This is a genomic window from Thalassospira sp. CH_XMU1420-2, from assembly GCF_037029325.1.
GTDB lineage: Bacteria > Pseudomonadota > Alphaproteobacteria > Rhodospirillales > Thalassospiraceae > Thalassospira > Thalassospira povalilytica.
On record NZ_JAYMEG010000001.1, the window covers coordinates 840,233 to 857,878 of the forward strand.

General features: G+C 55.3%; 19 protein-coding genes. 8 read left to right on the forward strand and 11 right to left on the reverse strand.

All coding sequences use genetic code 11. The features are described 5' to 3' along the window. Positions 1–20 precede the first annotated feature (20 nt). The gene (locus WA429_RS03770; RefSeq protein ID WP_206926862.1) at positions 21–842 is read left to right on the forward strand and encodes a substrate-binding periplasmic protein; all 822 of its coding nucleotides are present in this window, start codon (positions 21–23) and stop codon (positions 840–842) included. A 48-nt stretch (positions 843–890) separates the two neighbouring features. Here WA429_RS03770 and WA429_RS03775 read toward each other — a convergent pair whose 3' ends face one another. The 4 genes from WA429_RS03775 to petA form a co-directional block, all read right to left on the reverse strand. After that, positions 891–1,520 carry a LysE family translocator gene (locus WA429_RS03775; protein ID WP_101245578.1) on the reverse strand — a complete coding sequence of 210 codons (630 nt, stop codon included), beginning with the start codon at positions 1,518–1,520 and terminating at the stop codon, positions 891–893. Positions 1,521–1,680: 160 nt separating this feature from the next. After that, positions 1,681–2,457 (reverse strand): cytochrome c1, encoded by a 777-nt coding sequence (locus WA429_RS03780; protein WP_068518326.1) that lies wholly within the window; start codon positions 2,455–2,457, stop codon positions 1,681–1,683. Then, the gene (locus WA429_RS03785) at positions 2,450–3,721 is read right to left on the reverse strand and encodes a cytochrome b (RefSeq protein WP_287466805.1); all 1,272 of its coding nucleotides are present in this window, start codon (positions 3,719–3,721) and stop codon (positions 2,450–2,452) included. The genes WA429_RS03780 and WA429_RS03785 overlap by 8 nt, the downstream gene beginning before the upstream one ends. 8 nt (positions 3,722–3,729) lie before the next feature. Next, entirely contained in the window at positions 3,730–4,281 is a 552-nt protein-coding gene (gene petA, locus WA429_RS03790; protein ID WP_068518324.1) for a ubiquinol-cytochrome c reductase iron-sulfur subunit, read from the reverse strand. A 394-nt stretch (positions 4,282–4,675) separates the two neighbouring features. On the opposite strand from petA, the gene WA429_RS03795 reads away from it, so the two are divergent. Continuing rightward, positions 4,676–5,146, forward strand: a complete 471-nt coding sequence (locus WA429_RS03795; RefSeq protein ID WP_068518323.1) for a tRNA (cytidine(34)-2'-O)-methyltransferase — start codon at positions 4,676–4,678, stop codon at positions 5,144–5,146. Then, positions 5,146–6,009 carry an oxygen-dependent coproporphyrinogen oxidase gene (hemF, locus tag WA429_RS03800; protein ID WP_287466806.1) on the forward strand — a complete coding sequence of 288 codons (864 nt, stop codon included), beginning with the start codon at positions 5,146–5,148 and terminating at the stop codon, positions 6,007–6,009. The genes WA429_RS03795 and hemF overlap by 1 nt, the downstream gene beginning before the upstream one ends. Positions 6,010–6,227: 218 nt before the next feature. On the opposite strand, the gene WA429_RS03805 is transcribed toward hemF, so the two are convergent. The 3 genes from WA429_RS03805 to WA429_RS03815 all read right to left on the reverse strand — a co-directional run bounded on the left by WA429_RS03805 (position 6,228) and on the right by WA429_RS03815 (position 8,538). Next, positions 6,228–6,395 carry a hypothetical protein gene (locus WA429_RS03805; protein ID WP_287466807.1) on the reverse strand — a complete coding sequence of 56 codons (168 nt, stop codon included), beginning with the start codon at positions 6,393–6,395 and terminating at the stop codon, positions 6,228–6,230. A 76-nt stretch (positions 6,396–6,471) separates the two neighbouring features. Continuing rightward, positions 6,472–7,338, reverse strand: a complete 867-nt coding sequence (locus tag WA429_RS03810) for a hypothetical protein (RefSeq protein WP_287466808.1) — start codon at positions 7,336–7,338, stop codon at positions 6,472–6,474. 261 nt (positions 7,339–7,599) lie between these two features. Then, positions 7,600–8,538 (reverse strand): AraC family transcriptional regulator, encoded by a 939-nt coding sequence (locus tag WA429_RS03815; protein WP_287466809.1) that lies wholly within the window; start codon positions 8,536–8,538, stop codon positions 7,600–7,602. Positions 8,539–8,654: 116 nt separating this feature from the next. On the opposite strand from WA429_RS03815, the gene WA429_RS03820 reads away from it, so the two are divergent. After that, the gene (locus WA429_RS03820; RefSeq protein WP_287466810.1) at positions 8,655–9,479 is read left to right on the forward strand and encodes an oxidoreductase; all 825 of its coding nucleotides are present in this window, start codon (positions 8,655–8,657) and stop codon (positions 9,477–9,479) included. 248 nt (positions 9,480–9,727) lie between these two features. Here the strand turns inward: WA429_RS03820 and WA429_RS03825 are convergent, their stop codons facing one another. Both WA429_RS03825 and WA429_RS03830 read right to left on the reverse strand, forming a co-directional pair. Further along, positions 9,728–10,378, reverse strand: a complete 651-nt coding sequence (locus WA429_RS03825; RefSeq protein WP_287466811.1) for a glutathione S-transferase family protein — start codon at positions 10,376–10,378, stop codon at positions 9,728–9,730. A gap of 144 nt (positions 10,379–10,522) precedes the next feature. Beyond that, positions 10,523–11,419 (reverse strand): branched-chain amino acid aminotransferase, encoded by an 897-nt coding sequence (locus WA429_RS03830; protein ID WP_068518318.1) that lies wholly within the window; start codon positions 11,417–11,419, stop codon positions 10,523–10,525. A 113-nt stretch (positions 11,420–11,532) separates the two neighbouring features. Between WA429_RS03830 and WA429_RS03835 the strand changes: the two genes are divergently transcribed. The 3 genes from WA429_RS03835 (at position 11,533) to WA429_RS03845 (ending at position 14,631) form a co-directional block, all read left to right on the forward strand. Beyond that, positions 11,533–12,048, forward strand: coding sequence for a MarR family winged helix-turn-helix transcriptional regulator (locus WA429_RS03835; RefSeq protein WP_068518317.1), 516 nt, complete (start codon positions 11,533–11,535; stop codon positions 12,046–12,048). Positions 12,049–12,516: 468 nt separating this feature from the next. Beyond that, positions 12,517–13,245: a response regulator gene (locus WA429_RS03840; protein WP_286889532.1), complete on the forward strand. Its 729-nt coding sequence runs from the start codon at positions 12,517–12,519 to the stop codon at positions 13,243–13,245. Between the two features lie 51 nt (positions 13,246–13,296). Beyond that, positions 13,297–14,631 carry an ATP-binding protein gene (locus WA429_RS03845; RefSeq protein WP_231856699.1) on the forward strand — a complete coding sequence of 445 codons (1,335 nt, stop codon included), beginning with the start codon at positions 13,297–13,299 and terminating at the stop codon, positions 14,629–14,631. 110 nt (positions 14,632–14,741) lie between these two features. Here the strand turns inward: WA429_RS03845 and WA429_RS03850 are convergent, their stop codons facing one another. Both WA429_RS03850 and WA429_RS03855 read right to left on the reverse strand, forming a co-directional pair. Continuing rightward, a complete protein-coding gene (locus WA429_RS03850) occupies positions 14,742–15,437 on the reverse strand; it encodes a nitroreductase family protein (RefSeq protein WP_206926870.1) in 696 nt (231 codons plus the stop codon). Positions 15,438–15,697: 260 nt separating this feature from the next. Beyond that, positions 15,698–16,381, reverse strand: a complete 684-nt coding sequence (locus tag WA429_RS03855) for a GntR family transcriptional regulator (RefSeq protein WP_068518314.1) — start codon at positions 16,379–16,381, stop codon at positions 15,698–15,700. 306 nt (positions 16,382–16,687) lie between these two features. Between WA429_RS03855 and WA429_RS03860 the strand changes: the two genes are divergently transcribed. After that, a complete protein-coding gene (locus WA429_RS03860; protein WP_068518313.1) occupies positions 16,688–17,464 on the forward strand; it encodes a ferredoxin--NADP reductase in 777 nt (258 codons plus the stop codon). The last annotated feature ends 182 nt before the right edge of the window (positions 17,465–17,646 follow it).

A 17,646-nucleotide genomic window follows, 5' to 3' on the forward strand; every position in this document is an offset into this window, starting at 1 on the left:
GTATGAATTTCAGAAATGCTGTGCAAAATGCTGTCCGCTTTACGGGGTGCATGCTGGTCGGGGCTGTGCTGACCACATCGCTTTGCGCCCGCGCCGAGCCGGTCCAAAGCAGCAATATTCCGCGCACCATCACCCTTTATGCCGAAGACAGCAACCGTCCCTATGCCTATTTTGACGGAACCGGCGCCGAAGGCATCTATGTGCGCATCCTCAAAAAGGCCTTCGCCAGAATGCCGCAATATCATCTTGATATTGTCAGCGTGCCGTTTCGCCGTGGCATGGAATTGCTCAAGGATGGCAAGATCATGGGGTTTTTCCCGCCCTATGCGCGCAAGGACCGCGACTGGATTGACCGCTATTCGATCCCGATCCTGCGTGAAACGGTCGTCGTCCTGTGCAGCAATGATTACGCGCACAGCCACGATCTCAAAGTCTTTCCGCGCGATTTCAAGGATGCCCGTTTTGCCAATAATGCCGGCTATCGACTGGCGGGCGAGGCATTCTTTGACATGGTCGATGCCGGTGACATCACCCTTGAAGAAGCCAACACAACCGCCAGCAACCTGCGTTTTCTGATGGCCGGGCGGGTTGATTGCTATGTCAATGAACGCATGGCCATTCTGGCGGGAATGCGCGAACTTGCCATCGACAAGAACATGGCGCGCCTGTTCAACGAAACCGCCATCATCGGGCAGGAATTCGGCTTTGTCGCCTATGGCCCGGACCCGGATAATCAGTGGCCCTGGCGCGATCAGTTCGCCGATGACCTCGACAAGGCCCTGGCTGACATGCGCAACCAGGGCGAAATAGACCGGCTGGTTGTCGATTATTTCGCCTACTAGGTGCCGGTTCGCTCTGCTGTTGCCCGTGCCCGCATTGGCTGTCTCGGCCTAGCGCGCCGAAACCGCAAGCCCGATCCCGAAACTGACAAAGATGCTGCCTGAAATGCGCTGGAACCATTTCTTGCCATTCCCGGTCAGGAACTGGCGTGACCGGGCGGCAAACATCGAATAGGCCATGATCGATGAAAACGACATGATGACAAATGTCGTATCCATGATGGCAAATTGCGAAATCAGCGGCGCATTATGGTCAATGAATAACGGGAACAGCGCGGTAAAGAACGCAATGGCCTTGGGATTGCTTGCCGAAACGATGAAACCCTGAACATAAAGGCGCAAGATACCCGGCGCGCGTTTGGGTTCGGTGCTGTTGACCCCTTCGACGGCGGGCAGTCTGCTGTCGCGCCAGAACTTGATGCCCAGCCAGATCAGATAGGCCGCGCCGACATAATGGATGATCGAAAACAGCACGCCCGATGTCATGATCAGCGCGCCCAGACCCAGTGCGGATAACAACCCCATAAGCCCGGTCCCCGTCACACAGCCCAGCGCCCCGATCAGCGACGCACGCGGGCCGAACCGGATGCTGTTGGTAATGCCCAGCATGATGGCCGGGCCGGGGGTCAGGGTGGCGATAAAGACTGCCAGAAAATAAAGGGCGAATTGATCACTGGTCATGCTGGGGCGCTTTCATTGGGGCGGGCTCGATGCCAAACGCCATTCAATGGCATGGTATAAGCGCGGTCAATTACCATGATTGCGCATCAGATGCGCAAAAACAAACAGGCCATCCGAACGACGGATGGCCTGTTCAAAGGTCTTGGGCAGATGACCGAACTTAATGTTCGATATCGCGCCAGATTTTGCGTTTCACCGCATACAACATCGCCGTCAGCACGATCAGGAACAGGATGACCTTAAGGCCAAGCTCCTTGCGGGCTTCAAGTTCCGGCTGTGCCGTCCAGTTCAGGAAGGCAACAACGTCGCGTGCATGCTGTTCCAGGGTTGCCGGGGTTCCATCGGTATATTCGACCGCTTCATCATAAAGCGGCGGTGCCATGGAAATCTGGTGGCCCGGGAAATAGTGGTTATAGGATTTGCCATCGGAAAGATCGAACCCTTCCGGGGCTTCTTCCTCGTAACCGGTCAGAAGCGCGAACACATAGTCCGGCCCCGCGACACGTGCTTTGGTCATCAGGGACAGATCAGGCGGAATTGCCCCGCCGTTCGAAGCAGCCGCAGCCTTTTCGTTCGGGAACGGAGACGGGAAATAATCCGACGGCTTGCCCGGACGGGTAAACATGTCACCATCGTCATTCGGACCGTCTTCAATGTCATATTCCGCCGCAATCGCCTTGATCTGGTCTTCGTTAAATCCAATGCCTTCAAGGTTGCGGAAGGCAATGAACCGCAGGCTGTGACAGCCCGCACAAACGTTTTTATAGACCTGGAAACCACGTTGCAGCTGAGCACGATCATACGTGCCAAACAGACCCTTCCAGCTCCAGTCCTGTGACGGCGGTACCGGGGCGTCCCCGGCAGCCTTGGCTGCGTTACCGGTGAATGCAGTTACCGCGAAGGCGGCAGCAATTGCGGTCAGTGCGAACTTACGCATTTGCACCCTCCTTCAAAACAGACTCACTGATGCTTGCCGGAAGCGGTTTGGTTCTTTCAAGCTTCCCGACCAATGGCATCACAACAAGGAAATGCGCGAAGTAATACAGCGTCGAAAGCTGACCCATCACGATAACCTTAAGACCCGGAATTCCCATGAAATAGTCATCCGGTGCCTTCGCCCCGCAATAGCCGAGGATGAAGGTATCGATCACAAACAGCCAGAAGAACCATTTGTAAACCGGACGGAATTTCGAGCTGCGAACCTTCGAGGTATCAAGCCACGGAATAACGAACAGGATGACGATCGATGCAAACATCGCCAGAACACCAAGCAGCTTTGCCGGGATGCCAAGGATGGTGAAATCGATCGAACGCAGGATCGCATAGAACGGCAGGAAGTACCATTCCGGCACGATGTGCGGCGGGGTTACCAGCGGGTTGGCCGGAATATAGTTGTCCGGGTGGCCAAGGTAATCCGGTGCAAAGAACACAAACGCACAGAAGAAGATCAGGAACACGCCCAGCCCGAACAGATCCTTGATCGTGTAATACGGGTGGAAAGGAATGCTGTCTTGCGGGGTTTTGATTTCAACGCCGGTCGGGTTGTTCGACCGCACACTGTGCAGCGCCCAGACATGCAGGACAACAAGGCCCAGAATGACGAACGGCATCAGATAATGCAGCGAGAAGAACCGGTTCAGCGTCGGGTTATCAACCGAGAAACCGCCCCAAAGCCACGTCACCAGCGGATCGCCAATGATCGGGAAGGCCGAGAACAGGTTGGTAATAACCGTCGCACCCCAGAAGGACATCTGGCCCCAGGGCAGGACATAACCCATGAAAGCAGTCGCCATCATCGCCAGAAGGATCAGGATGCCGATCCACCAAAGCACTTCGCGCGGCGCCTTGTAAGACCCGTAATACAGGCCACGGAAAATATGGATGAAGACACAGATGAAGAACATCGATGCGCCATTCATGTGGATATAACGGATCAGCCAGCCATGGTTCACATCACGCATGATGCGCTCGACCGACTCAAAGGCCATATCGGTATGCGGGGTATAGTTCATTACCAGGAAAACCCCGGTAAGGATCATCGTCACCAGAACAAAGCCCGCCAGGGAACCGAAGTTCCACATATAAGACAGGTTTTTCGGGGTCGGATATTCGTAGGCGGAATGGTGCAGCATGGAGATTACCGGAAGACGGTCATCAACCCATTTCACCACTTTGTTATTCCATTGAGGTGCGCTCATCATACAGCTCCTTAGCCGATACGGACGGTTGTGTCGGTGAGGAAGGTGTAGGTCGGCACCTCAAGATTCTTCGGCGCAGGACCACGGCGGATACGGCCCGACGTATCATAGTGCGAGCCATGGCACGGACAGTACCAACCATCATAATCGCCACGGGCTTCCCCGGTGGCGGTGCCCATCGGGATGCAACCCAGATGGGTGCATACGCCGACAACAATCAGCCATTCCTTTTTCTCGACACGCGCGTCGTCGGCCTGCGGATCGACCAGCTCGTTCAATGCAACCTCGTTGGCTTCATTGATTTCGCGCTCTGTACGATGGCGGATAAAGACCGGTTTGCCTCGCCACATTACCTTGACGGCCTGACCAACCGGGATGTTGGCCAGATTAACCTCGACCGAGGCAAGTGCGAGAACATCTTTGGACGGGTTCATGCTGTCCACGAACGGCCACAACGCAACACCGGTGCCAACGACACCGACGGCAGTGGTCGCCAAGGTCAGGAAATCCCTGCGGTTCTCGTCCGGCTGGTGATCGCCGGATGAATGCACCGTTTGCGACATAATTTATCCCTCTTTCTGCCCCCAAAACAGGCATGTGGATTGCCAAAAGCAAGACTTAGGACATCCTCGTTTGAATTCCCTTGATGAAAATCAAACAATGACGTCACTAAAAGCCTTTAGGCCTGTTTCCGCTCCGTCATACTAACAAAAATTCGGTTTGTTAAGGAGAACTTGGAGTTGCAATTTGTTTGCATTCAATAAGATCATTTGGTTTTGCGGTGCACAATTCGGTAAAACCTAGCGTATTTGCGGGTATCGTGGGCCTTGCGAACCAATGGTTTGGCGCTTTGGTTTTTCTTATTCCAAAAAAGTCTAATAGGGCTATTAACGGGTAATTATATGTCTTCAATGATCTGATTCGACATCGGATCACCAACGATTCTAAAAGTGCGTCATGAGAATTTGTTTATTTGAACCCGACATTCCGCAAAATACCGGAACAATCCTGCGCATGGCGGCCTGTTTCGGATTGCCGGTCGATATTATCGAACCGTGCGGATTTTTGCTGACCTCGGCCGCCCTCAAACGCGCCGGGATGGATTATCTTGGCAAGGCCGATTATATACGCCATGCCGATTGGCGCAGCTTCGTCGAAGCCCGCGATCAGGGCACGGTGCCGGGCCGTCTGGTTCTGCTGACCACCAAGGGGGCCGAACCCTATTGCGATTTCGAATTCCGGCCTGACGATATCCTGATGCTGGGCTCTGAAAGCAAAGGCGTCCCCGATCAGGTCCATAACTATGTCGATGCCCGGGTGGTGATCCCGATGCAGCCCGAAATGCGATCGCTCAATGTGGCGATGGCAACCGCGATGACGCTGGGCGAAGCGCTCCGCCAGACCAACAGCTTTCCAAAGAGGACGTAATGAGCAGCAAGGACGAAACCCTGATCGAAACCCGCAAGAACACCGCAAAGGCGTGGTTCCGTCAGCTGCGCGATGAAATCTGTGCCAGCTTCGAGGCGCTTGAAGACAGCTATGCCGGACCGCTGTCGGACCGTCCGGCCGGGCGGTTCGAACGCACGGTCTGGGAACGCGGCCCGGGCGAGGGCGGTGGTGAAATGTCGGTCATGAAGGGCCGGGTGTTTGAAAAGGTCGGGGTCAATATCTCGACCGTGCATGGCGAGTTTTCCGAAAAATTCCGTGCCGAAATTCCCGGTGCGGCCGAAAACCCGAATTTCTGGGCGGCGGGCATTTCGCTGGTGGCCCATCCTTGTTCGCCCCATGTGCCGGCGGTGCATATGAATACCCGTCATATCGTCACCACCAAGGCATGGTTTGGCGGTGGGGCGGATCTGACGCCGGTCTTCCCGCAAGACGAAGACACCGCCGATTTCCACGGTGCGCTCAAGGCCGCCTGCGATGACCATGGCGATGATTATTACGACCGCTTCAAAAAATGGTGCGATGAATATTTCTGGCTGCCGCACCGCAACGAACCGCGCGGGGTTGGCGGGATTTTCTATGATTATCTCGATGCCGACTGGGATGCAGACTTTGCCTTTACCCAGGATGTCGGCAAGGCGTTTCGCGATATCTATCCGAAACTGGTGGCGCGCCATTACAACAAACCCTGGACCGACGAAGACCGTCAGGCACAGCTGGTCAAACGTGGCCGCTATGTCGAATTCAATCTGCTGCACGACCGCGGCACGCGCTTTGGCCTGATGACCGGTGGCAATACTGAAGCCATCCTGATGTCGCTCCCGCCCGAAGCAAAATGGCCCTAAGCAACATGGCCCCAAGCAAACAAAGACGCCCGAACTGACCAAAGCCATCGGCTGACCCTCAAACGCAGCGATCAAGGCATCACGCCCGCTGCGTTCGCTCCGGCGCCAGCGTCACGCAGGCACTGGCACCACAACGGCACCAGCCCCAGCTCGCGCATCATCCCATCCCCGGCCCCAGCCCCAGCTCTAGCTCTGGCTCCGACCCGAACCCCGCTCCATCACGGCAAAAGCCGGGCCGGGAACATAGCCGGAGCCAGAACGAGAACAAAAGCGATTGCAAAGGTCGTGGAAATGCCGAAAGCCACGGCAACGGCAACGGCAACGGCAACGGCAACGGCAACGGCAACGGCAACGGCAACGGCAAGGGCAAGGGCAAGGGAAGGCAAGGAGGCTAGACAAGGCAAAGCAAAGCTTGCCTAGCCATACGACGGCCTGTTCGCTTTTTCGCGGAGGGCTTTGGGGCTACTGGGTGGAAACGGCCGGGGCTGCGGGCTTGGTCGTTGCGTGCGGGCTGTTCAGGTTGTGCCAGTTCTCGACCGCCGGGTTGATGACGCCGTTATTGACCAGACAGCGGTGGATAAAGCCGTTATCGCGCATCACCCGGATCCCGCGATCGAGTGCGGCAACGACTTTGTCGGCATCATCAAGCTGGTCAGACACCATGAAATGCTGGGTGGCTGGCAGCGACACCTTGATGCCGGTGATCGGGTAAAGCCAAATCCCGTCAATCTCGCGGCCCATATCTTCCTGTGACGAGAATTCAAGCAATGTGAAATCGGCCCGTCCGGCATCAATCAGCGAAAACATCTGTCTGGTTGTCGCCGCACTGATCAGGCTTGCAACCGGCAGGCTTTCAAGAACCTGCCAGTCCAGTCGCCAGGTGCGAATGCCGACCGCGCGCAATGTCCCGATATCTTCGAGTGTTTCCGGCAGATCATCCGCCATAAATCCCGGGCGGGCGTAAAGGCCCTTTTCGATTTCGCCCGACTGAAACAGCGGGGCGGTTTTAAGCGCCCCGTCTGCAGGGGAAATATTGAACACCCAGTCGGTTTTGACATCGGCAATGCCGGCCTGGATCATTTTGCGGCTGCGTTCGGAATTGGGGGACTGCACCGGTACGACCTCGGCTGTGATCCCGCCGGCCGTCAGGGCCTCGCGCAGCAATGTGTAATTCATCAGTGACAGGTTCGACTGCCCCGGAATCCGGCATTTCCGACAGTCTTCCGACCCGCTGTTGATACAGGCGTCCACACCCGCGATATCGGCCTGTTTGACCGGAATGCGGATGGTCTGGATGTGTTCTGGCGGTTTGGCGTCGGCACCGGACACGGACGCAAAAAAACATGCAGCTATGCCCAACACAGACTGCCTGAACCGCATGACGTTCCCTCATTCTCTTTTGTTCTTTATAAATTAGTTTTACCGTAACCAACGGTAAAATACTATCCAAAAGTATTATTCCAAATGGTTGGGTGTGAAGCACGCAACACGCACACATCTCCGGCCAACAGCCTCAGACCATTAGCACAGCACAACCCCCAAAACCCACCCCGGCAAATCATCCCAAAATCCGCGATCCGTCCCGATCCCTCAATCGAAATCGGCAGGTATTTGCGAATGATCGTGCGGCAGTTCCCCGAGATGCTGCTTCATCCATCTGACTTCCTCGGATGCGGTTTTGCCAAAGTGGCGTTTGAATTCCCGACTGAATTGCGACGTGCTGACATAACCGACCGTGTTGGCAACCTCTGCAACCGTCTGGCCTTGGCGTGCCAGCAACAGGCGTGCCTCATGAAGCCGCATGGATTTGATATATTGGCCGGGGCTGCTGCCAAGGAGCCGCCGAAAATGTGCGTGATAGGATGGCACGCTCATCCCTGCTTGGGATGCCAGGTCGGAAATCGATATCGGCTTGGTGAAATTCTCGCGCAGATAGCCAAGACTGCGCATAATCCTTCCTGTGTTGCCACGTTGGGTCAGCGCCGCAATCATGTTGCTGCCTTGCGGGCCGCTCAAAATGCGGAAATACAATTCCCGCAACAGGCCATCGCCGAGGACGGCCGTTTCGACCGGGCTTTGCAGGGCGGTCAGCAACCTGCGCAGAACATCCTGTATTTCACCATCTATTTTGGTCGAGATCAGCGTTTCGGCATCCGCCATCGCGGTGTTTTGCGCCCCGTGCTGTTCAAGCGTGCCAATCACTTCAGCCAAAAGCCGCATGTCAAAATCAAGATATATGGCAAGCAATGGGCGTTCCGGACTGGCAGCAGACTCCATGCGAAAAGGCACAGGGACCGCGACGGCCAGATAATGGTCCTCGTCATATACAAAGACATCGCCATCAAGAATGCCGCGTTTGCTGCCCTGACAGACAAAGACGACGCCGGGCTGATACAGCACCGGAACATTGTGCAGCACGCTTTCACTGCGCAACAGGCGCAGGCCTTTGATCGGCTGCTGGTTATAGCCCTCTTTGGGGGCAAGTGCCGCGGCGAGTTCGGCAAGGTTGGCGGTCGGGCGTTCGGTCATTGCGGTCATTCATAGGATTAGGCATCAAAATTAGCGTATATGGCGTGTATTTCAGCGTGATTTGATAACATTTGACAATTTGTCATCTTATCAAGTCAATGAAAGGATCACGTCTTATGATCAAGCGCTTTTTCATAACCGGTGCCAATTCCGGTTTCGGGTTTGCCATCGCCAAAGCAGCCCTTGATGCAGGCCATATGGTGATTGGCACCGTGCGTTCGGACGCCGCCCGTGCTTACCTGAAGTCTGAACTGCCCGGTCTTTGTCCGGTGCAGATGGATGTCACCGATTTCGATGCCATTCCGGACATTGTCGCGACGGCCGAACATGATTTCGGTCCTGTTGACGTTTTGATCAACAACGCTGGCTACGGCCATGAAGGCGTTCTGGAAGAATCCCCGCTTGATGAAATGCGTCGGCAGTTTGACGTCAATGTCTTTGGTGCGACTGCGGTGGCCAAGGCATTCTTGCCGCGTTTCCGTCAACGCCGTTCCGGTTCCATCGTCAATATCACGTCCATGGGTGGGCTGATAACCATGCCGGGTATTGCCTATTACTGTGGCAGCAAATTCGCCCTTCAGGGGATTTCAGACGTGATGCGCGCTGAAATGGTACCTTTTGGTGTGCATGTCACAGCGGTTTGTCCCGGTTCATTCAGAACCGACTGGGCAGGGCGGTCGATGGTACGAACAGATCGGTCAATCCCGGATTATGACGCCCTGTTCGAACCGATCCGAAAGGCGCGTCTGGAAAAAAGTGGCAAACAATTGGGCAACCCCGACAAGCTGGCGCTTGCCGTGCTTGAACTGGTCAAAATGGATAACCCGCCCGCGCAGTTGCTGTTGGGCAGTGATGCCTATCAGTTGGTGTCCGATAAACTCAACCGCATGCAGGACGAAATCGCCCGATACAAGGATTTGACCATCTCGACAGATGGCTAGATATCAAGTCCGACGGATCGCACGTTGACAGAAAGGCACCATTCTCCCGCGCTGGGGGGGGGCGGCGTGCCTTTCCTTCTTTCTGTGGCTCTTGCCTCATGCCTCCTGCCAGCCAGGGCCAGGACGGAATGCCTCGTTTACGCGTGCTGAATGCAGGGGGCTTGTGCGACGGCAGCCGCGCTAGGGAGAAGCTATATTGTATGAGGAATTAAAATCCTGATTTGCCAATTGATTACAGGTTCTTACGCCTAATCGTGGGTATGGCCGCTAAAGGTGGTTCGGGTCATGGATGGGCGGGTACGGAAATCCTCATACCATTTGCTCAGGGTCGGGCGGCCGGTTTTGAAATCGACCAGATCGCGAAAGGCGATCCAGTCAAGGCCGGTGGCAAGAGCGATATGGCCGATGGTGATCGGATGTTGGGGATCAAGATTTGCTTCGAGATAGTCGAAGGTTTCGATCAGTTTGGCTTTCTGTCCGTCGGCCAGAGGCGGATAGCGTAAAGGTTCCGGGCGGCGCGCGGTTTCCCAGCGATACAGCACCCCGGCATCGCACATGCCCTGTGCCAGGGCATGCAAACGCAAGGCATGCAGCCGTTTTGGCATCTTGTGGGGGATCAGCTTGCGCCCGCCATGCAGCCGGTCGAGATAGTCACAAATCACCAGTGAATCATAAAGCGTCATGCCATCTGGCAGGATCAGCACCGGCACCTTACCCAGCGGATTGGCGGCAAAGATCGCGTCATTGCGATTGGTCGGGCTGGTTTCGTGATGGATAACCTCAAGCCGGTTTTGCAGGCCCGCCTCGATGGCAAAGACCAGTACCTTGCGGGCAAAGGGCGAGTGGGTCTGATACAGAAGCTGGTGGTCGGGTTTTAAATCATCAGACTTTTGGGGCATCGATTTCGGCCTTGGCTGGGGGCTGCGTGCTTGAATGCGACTTAGCCATGCGGTTTGGTGGCAGGCAATAAAAAACCCGGCCCATCAGGACCGGGTTGATTATTTGGCAAAATTTAATAATCGGTGCGATTATTAAATGCAGACTTATTCGGCAGCGACAGCAGCTTTTTCGCCACGGACCAGCGCCATGTAATCTTCCATCAGCGTCTTGCAGACGGTGGCCGGGGTGAATTTGTACTGGCCGATTTCGGCAACCGGGGTGACTTCGGCCGCGGTGCCGGTCAGGAAGCATTCTTCGAAATCTGCCATTTCTTCGGGCATGATGGTCCGTTCAATGACTTCATAACCGCGCGCTTTGGCAAGGCCGATCACGGTACGGCGGGTGATGCCATCCAGGAAGCAATCCGGGGTCGGGGTATGGATTTTGCCATCCTTGACAAAGAAGACGTTCGCACCGGTCGCCTCGGCGACATGACCACGGTAATCAAGCAGCAGGGCATCGGCATAACCCTTGCGCTCTGCCTCGTGCTTGGACAGGGTGCAGATCATGTAAAGACCGGCTGCCTTGGCGTTGGTCGGCGCGGTGTTCGGTGCCGGACGGGCCCATTTCGACAGGTCAAGGCGGATGCCCTTAAGACGTTCTTCCGGTGCGAAATAGCTCGGCCATTCCCAGCAGGCAATCGCCACATTGATGCGGGTCGACTGCGCGGAAACGCCCATCATTTCACTGCCACGCCAGGCAATACGACGGATATAGCCTTCGGTAATGTTGTTGGCAGCAAGGGTTTCGATGACCGCATCATCAAGTTCCTTGGCGCCATAGGGGATCTTCATATCCAGGATTTCACCGGACTTGATCAGGCGTTCGCCATGTTCAGCCAGCTTGAAGACCTTGCCATTGTAGCAACGTTCACCTTCAAAAACCGCACTGCCATAATGGACAGCGTGGCTCAGCACGTGCAAAGTGCTTTCACGCCAAGGTTTTAGTTCACCATTATACCAGATAAAACCATCACGGTTATCGAAGGTTGGAGTCGTCATTTGCCAAATTCCAATTCAAAATCGTTCCTGGACGTAACTTTATGTCCTTATTTGTCTGGTCGAAGTAACATTCATAGATTAATATGTCAATAAAACTGACTTAACGGATAAGCATGGCAGATATCTCTACACGTAAAGTCAATCCGCTTTTCCTGCGGGAAGAAGAGCTTAGGCAGGGCATCGAATTGCTGTTCTATGCCTATCGCGATTTCACCGCGGTCGCGGACCAGATGCTTGAGCAATATAATTTCGGGCGCGCCCATCACCGGGTCATTTATTTTGTCAGCCGCAATCCCGGAATTACTGTCAGTGATCTGTTGTCGATTCTGAAAATCACCAAACAGTCGCTGTCACGCGTGCTGGGCCAACTGGTGCGCGAAGGGTTCATCGAACAGCGCACCGGATTGCAGGACCGCAGACAGCGTTTGCTGACCCTGACCGAAAAGGGGGAGGCGCTTGAACGCGAACTGACCGAAAAGCAGCGCGCCCTGATTGCCGCGGCCTATCGCGAGGCAGGGGCAGAATCGGTCGAAGGGTTCCGCAAGGTGATGCTTGGCATGCTGGGCGAGGAAGACCGCAAGCGGTTCGGCGACGATGGCCCGACCGGATTGCGCCAGCGCGCCGGGTAAAAACGCGCCGGTTAAAAAGCCGCTGCTTGCGGCGTGCAAGTTCCGGTGGCCCATGTTTGATCCTGATGGTTCTGATCGCGGGGCCCTAAGGCGGATGCCCTGTGGTGGATGTTGGGGGCTTGTGTCGGGTCTGATGGCGGTGGAAACGCCCCGGTGGTATGGCCCGTCATTGTGACCGCATCCCAATTATGGCCGTATCGTAGCCGCGTCCCAGCCGTATCACGGTCGGATTATAGCTGCGTCGTGGGTGGGGATCGCGTCGGGATGGCGGGGCGTTGCGCCGATGTTTGATCCGGAAAACTCAATTACGCCATATATTGATATATAAAGTGTCTTGCGTCAGTGGCGCGGGGCACTTTATTGCATGGTTCCATGGTCTTGGCGCCTTGATCCTTACGCTTTTGAAACACTTTATCGCCAAGTTACTGGGCATTGAATGAGATTGATCTCGATCGTTGGGGGCCTGCAATGACTGGTGCTGATCAGCCACATATTCTGGTGGTCGATGATGATGACCGCCTGCGTGATTTGCTGACCCGCTATCTTGGTGAAAACGGGTTTTCTGTCTCGGCTGCGCGGGATGCGGCCCATGCACGGGCAAGCCTGGCCGGGTTGCAATTTGATCTGATCGTTCTTGATGTCCTGATGCCCGGTGAAAAGGGTGTTGATCTTGCGCGCAGCCTGCGCGAATCAGGATCGAAAGTACCGATCCTTTTGCTGACCGCCCTGTCGGAAACCGAGGACCGGATTGCCGGGCTTGAAGCCGGAGTTGATGACTATCTGGCCAAACCGTTCGAGCCGCGCGAACTGGTTCTGCGGATCGAGGCGATCCTGCGCCGTTACGGGGAACAGCCCGAACCGGTCGAACCGACCACAGAGATTGCCCGATCCGATATTGTATGTTTTGGTCGCTTCAGCTTTGATCTTGGTAAAATGACGCTGCAATGCGAGGGCGAGCATGTCTATCTGACAACCGCCGAGCAGGCGTTGCTGGCCGCCCTGATCAAGCGGCGTGGACAAACCACGTCACGCGAACAACTTCATGAAATGATCAGCGGCAATGCCGTTGATCCGGCGGCGTCGCGCAGTATTGATGTGCAGGTGACCCGTCTTCGTCGCAAATTCGAAGAAGACCCGAAACAACCAAGATACTTGCAGACAGTACGTGGTCGGGGCTATGTCCTTTATGCCGATTGAACAAGATCCGAGACCGAGACGGTGGTGATGAAATGAACAGGGAATTGCACTGTGGGTAGTGAACAAAAAAGCCCGATCAAGTCATTGATGCCGACGGGCCTTTTGGGGCGGTCGTTGCTGATTCTGATGACGCCGATGCTGTTGCTGCAAATCGTCACCGTTCTGATCTTTTTCGAACGTCACTGGGATACGGTTGCTCGCCAGCTGAGCCGCGGGCTTGCAGGCGATGTTGCCTATGTCATTGACTATCTGAACGAATATCCCGACGAGGATCATTATCGTTCCCTGCAGCATTCCGCGCGCGCGCATATGCAGCTTGATATCGTTTTCGAACCCAACGAAATTCTGGGTGAGCAAACACTCGATCCCCCGCTTGGACTGGTGTCGGAGGAACTGTTCGTCGCGCTGAGCGAACGGGTGCAGCGGCCATTCTATTTCAATCTTGATCTGGATAACCGCCGCCTGGAAATCCGGGTGCAGTTCAAGGAAGGTGTCCTGTCGATCGTCGCGCCGCGCAAACGGCTTTACAGTTCGACGACCTATATCTTCTTTATGTGGATCGCCGGTTCTGCACTGATCCTGTATGGGGTTGCCGTGATCTTCATGCGCAATCAGGTGCGGCCGATCCGCCGTCTGGCCAAGGCCGCCGATCAGTTCGGCCGCGGGGTCGAGGTTGGCGATTTCAAACCCGAAGGGGCAGCCGAAGTCCGGATGGCGGCAACGTCGTTTATGTCGATGCGTGACCGCATTGCCCGCCATCTGTCGCAAAGAACCGCACTTCTGGCCGGGGTGTCGCATGACTTGCGGACACCATTGACCCGCATGAAGCTTGAACTTGCCATGCAGCAATCATCGCCCGGTGTCGATGCCCTGAAACAGGATGTGATCGATATGGAGCGCATGGTTGATGCCTATCTGGCATTCGCGCGCGGCGAAGAAGGCGAAAAAGCCGAGACAACCGATATCGGCAAGCTTCTGACCGATCAGGTTGGCGAGGCGCTTCGCGACGGGCAGCAGATCGATCTTCATATCGAGGACAGTCTGGAAATGGATGTGCGACCGCAATCCCTGCGCCGCTGCATTTCCAATATCATGTCCAATGCCGGGCGTTATGCCAACAATCTGTCGGTCCGGGCCGGTCGCCGTGGTCAGGATTATGAGATCGTGTTTGATGATGACGGGCCGGGCATCCCGGCCGAAAAGCGCGAAGAAGTCTTCAAACCGTTTTACCGGCTTGAGGAATCGCGCAATCAGGCCACCGGCGGGGTCGGGCTTGGCATGACCATCGCACGTGATTCCGCGCGCGGTCATGGCGGCGATGTGTATCTTGAAGATGCGCCGGGCGGTGGCCTTCGCGTGCGTCTGGTGCTGCCGATCGGCAATTGATCGCGCAATAGCAAAGCAAAAGCCCCGCCAGATCGCGGGGCTTTTTTGTTGCCAGATCCATGCCGGTTTCAGGCATGCGGCAGATGGTGCAATCACCGGGAACGGCGCGCTTAAAAGAAAGTCGCGATTTCCGACAGGTCCTTTTTCTCGGTCGCGTGGGCCGGGATGGTGGCGTCGGACGCGGGATAGCCGGTGACAAGCAGGATATAGGGTTTGTTGTGATCGGGCCGGCCACAGATTTCGGTCAGGAAGCTCATCGGGTTTGGCGTGTGGGTCAGAGTGGCAAGACCGGCACGATGCAGGGCGGCAATCAGAAAACCCGTGGCGATCGATACCGATTCCGGCACGTAATAGTTCTTGCGCAACTTGCCATCGGCAGAGGTGCTTTTGCGTTCGCCAAAGATGCAAATCAGCCAGGGTGCGGTTTCAAGGAACGGTTTGCTGTCATCGGTTCCCAGCGGTTTGAGGGCATCAAGCCATTCTTCGCCAGCGCGACCTTCGTAAAAGGCGCGTTCTTCTTCCTCGGCAGCAAGACGGATTTGCGTTTTCATCGCCGGATCGCCGATTACCGAGAAATGCCATGGCTGATGATTGGCGCCATTCGGTGCGGTACCAGCGGCGCGAATGCAGGTTTCAATAATGTCGCGCGGCACCGGGCGGTCGGAAAAATCGCGCACGGTATGGCGCGTTTTGATGTCGTCATAAAAGGCCTGCGCACGGGCCCGCATGTCGGCAATGTCATATTCCCGATAGTCGGGCAGGGGGATCGGCACAAATTCGGTAGTGAGTTTCTTGGCGGCAGACATGACGCTTCCTGAAATGTTGTTAGTTTAAATTGTCAGACAATCGTAAATGTGATGGTCAGAGCCAGCAAGCGATAAAATATGGCATGCCATGCCATGCCATGCCATGCCTTGCCTTGCCTTGCCTTGCCGTGCCGTGCCGTGCCGTGTCGTGTCGTGTCGGGAAGGGGATGCTATGTGATGCGAGAGCCGCACCCGTTCTGTTGTCAGTGCAGGGGGCGGGTGAAACATTGGAGGCTGGTTTTTTTAATGCCGCGCGGAAGTCAGTCGGACGCCGGGGCGGCGAAATGGTCATCTGACAGGGCCTGGACCAGCTGTCTGGATTGGTCGATGTGGTCGATCATGATGGCTTCGGCCTGTTTGGCGTCATTGGCCCTTACGGCTTCGAGCAACTGGCGGTGGGCGGCATTGGTTGCCAGGACCTTTTCATCGGCAACCAGAACCCGAAATTGCAGCCAATAGACATTGTTGGCGATCCGGCGGAGCTGTTCACGGAGCAATTCATTCCTGCTGACATCGGCAAACAGCATGTGAAAGGCAAGGTTATGGCGCGACATGGCATTGAGGTCACGCGATGCTTCGGCCGCATCAAGCGCGGTCTGGATGGTTTCAAGCGGTGTGATCGCCGATGCAAGGACCGGGGTCGCCAGACGGACAGCCAATCCTTCAAGCGCGCCGCGCACGGTGAAAAGGTCATCAACCTCGCGCCTTGTCATGTGGCGAACACTGACCCCGCGATAGGGCTGGGACAGCAACAGGCCATCCGAGCTGAGCTGACGGAAGGCTTCGCGTACCGAGGGGCGGCTGACATTGAGCTTTTTGGCAAAATCGATTTCCGTCAGCCGTTGTCCGGGCACCAGACGTCCTTCGCGGATGGCGCTGGTAATCGCATCCGCGATTTGCTGAACAGTCAGCGGGTCGGAGTTTTCGGCAACGGATTGCGTCATATATCACCGCATTGAGATGTATCATTGTGTCGCCGCAAGGCAGGGTATATCAAGCCTGCAGAATATCTTGCCAAGCGGGTTCAGTCTGCATACTGTGCCTGATTGTCAGACAATATTCTACACTTAATTTGTATTGTTTTATGTAATTTACACAAAATGACAAGAAATACGGATTGTTTCCTTGCGATATACGTTTGATTGATGTTAAATCGCGCCAACTTGGCATGGAATGCGTGCCGGGATAAAACTCCGTGTTTCCCGCCACGGTTCCACAAACAGACAGACGAAACGGATTGATGTAGCGTTATGGCCAGCAATTTTAACGAAGAAACAGTCACTTACGTCCATCACTGGACTGACACACTCTTCACGTTCAAAACCACCCGCGATCCGGGCTTCCGATTCATCAATGGTCAGTTCGCTATGATCGGACTCGAAGTCGAAGGCAAGCCGCTTCTGCGCGCCTATTCGATGGTCAGTGCAAATTATGACGAAGAGCTTGAATTCTTTTCGATCAAGGTGCCGAACGGCCCGCTGACATCGCGTTTGCAGCACATCAAGGTTGGGGACAAGATTCTGGTCGGGCGCAAGCCGACCGGTACGCTTATTCATGACAACCTGCTTCCGGGCAAGAATCTGTGGCTGCTGTCGACCGGTACCGGTCTGGCACCGTTCATGAGCGTCATTCGCGATTATGAAACCTATGAGCGCTATGAAAAGGTCATCCTTGTTCATGGCTGCCGCGAGGTACGTGAACTGGCCTATCAGGAATTCATTCACAGCGAACTACCCAATAACGAGTTCTTTGGCGAAGATGTCCAGAACAAGCTTCTGTACTATCCGACCGTGACCCGCGAGGAATTCAAAAACCAGGGCCGCATCACCGAACTGATGAAGTCCGGTAAGCTGTATGACGACCTTGGCCTGCCCAAGCCGAGCCTTGAAAATGACCGCTTCATGCTGTGTGGCAACCCGGAAATGATTGCCGACACCCGCCAGATGCTGGTCGAGTGGGGCGGCAAGGAAGGCAACATGAACGAACCCGGTCACTTTGTGATCGAGAAGGCCTTCGTCGAAAAATAAGCTGCCTTTTGCGGGCGGATGATGGCGGTATGTCGTTTGATATGCCGCCATTTTTTATGCCCGGTTTCAGATTCCCTGATAGGTTGCAGTGATCCTCCTCATATGAGGATAGGTTTACTTAGTTCTTTTGTATAGTATCCTATCCTAATGCATCGGGCTGGTTATGGCTAAGTCGTTTTCCT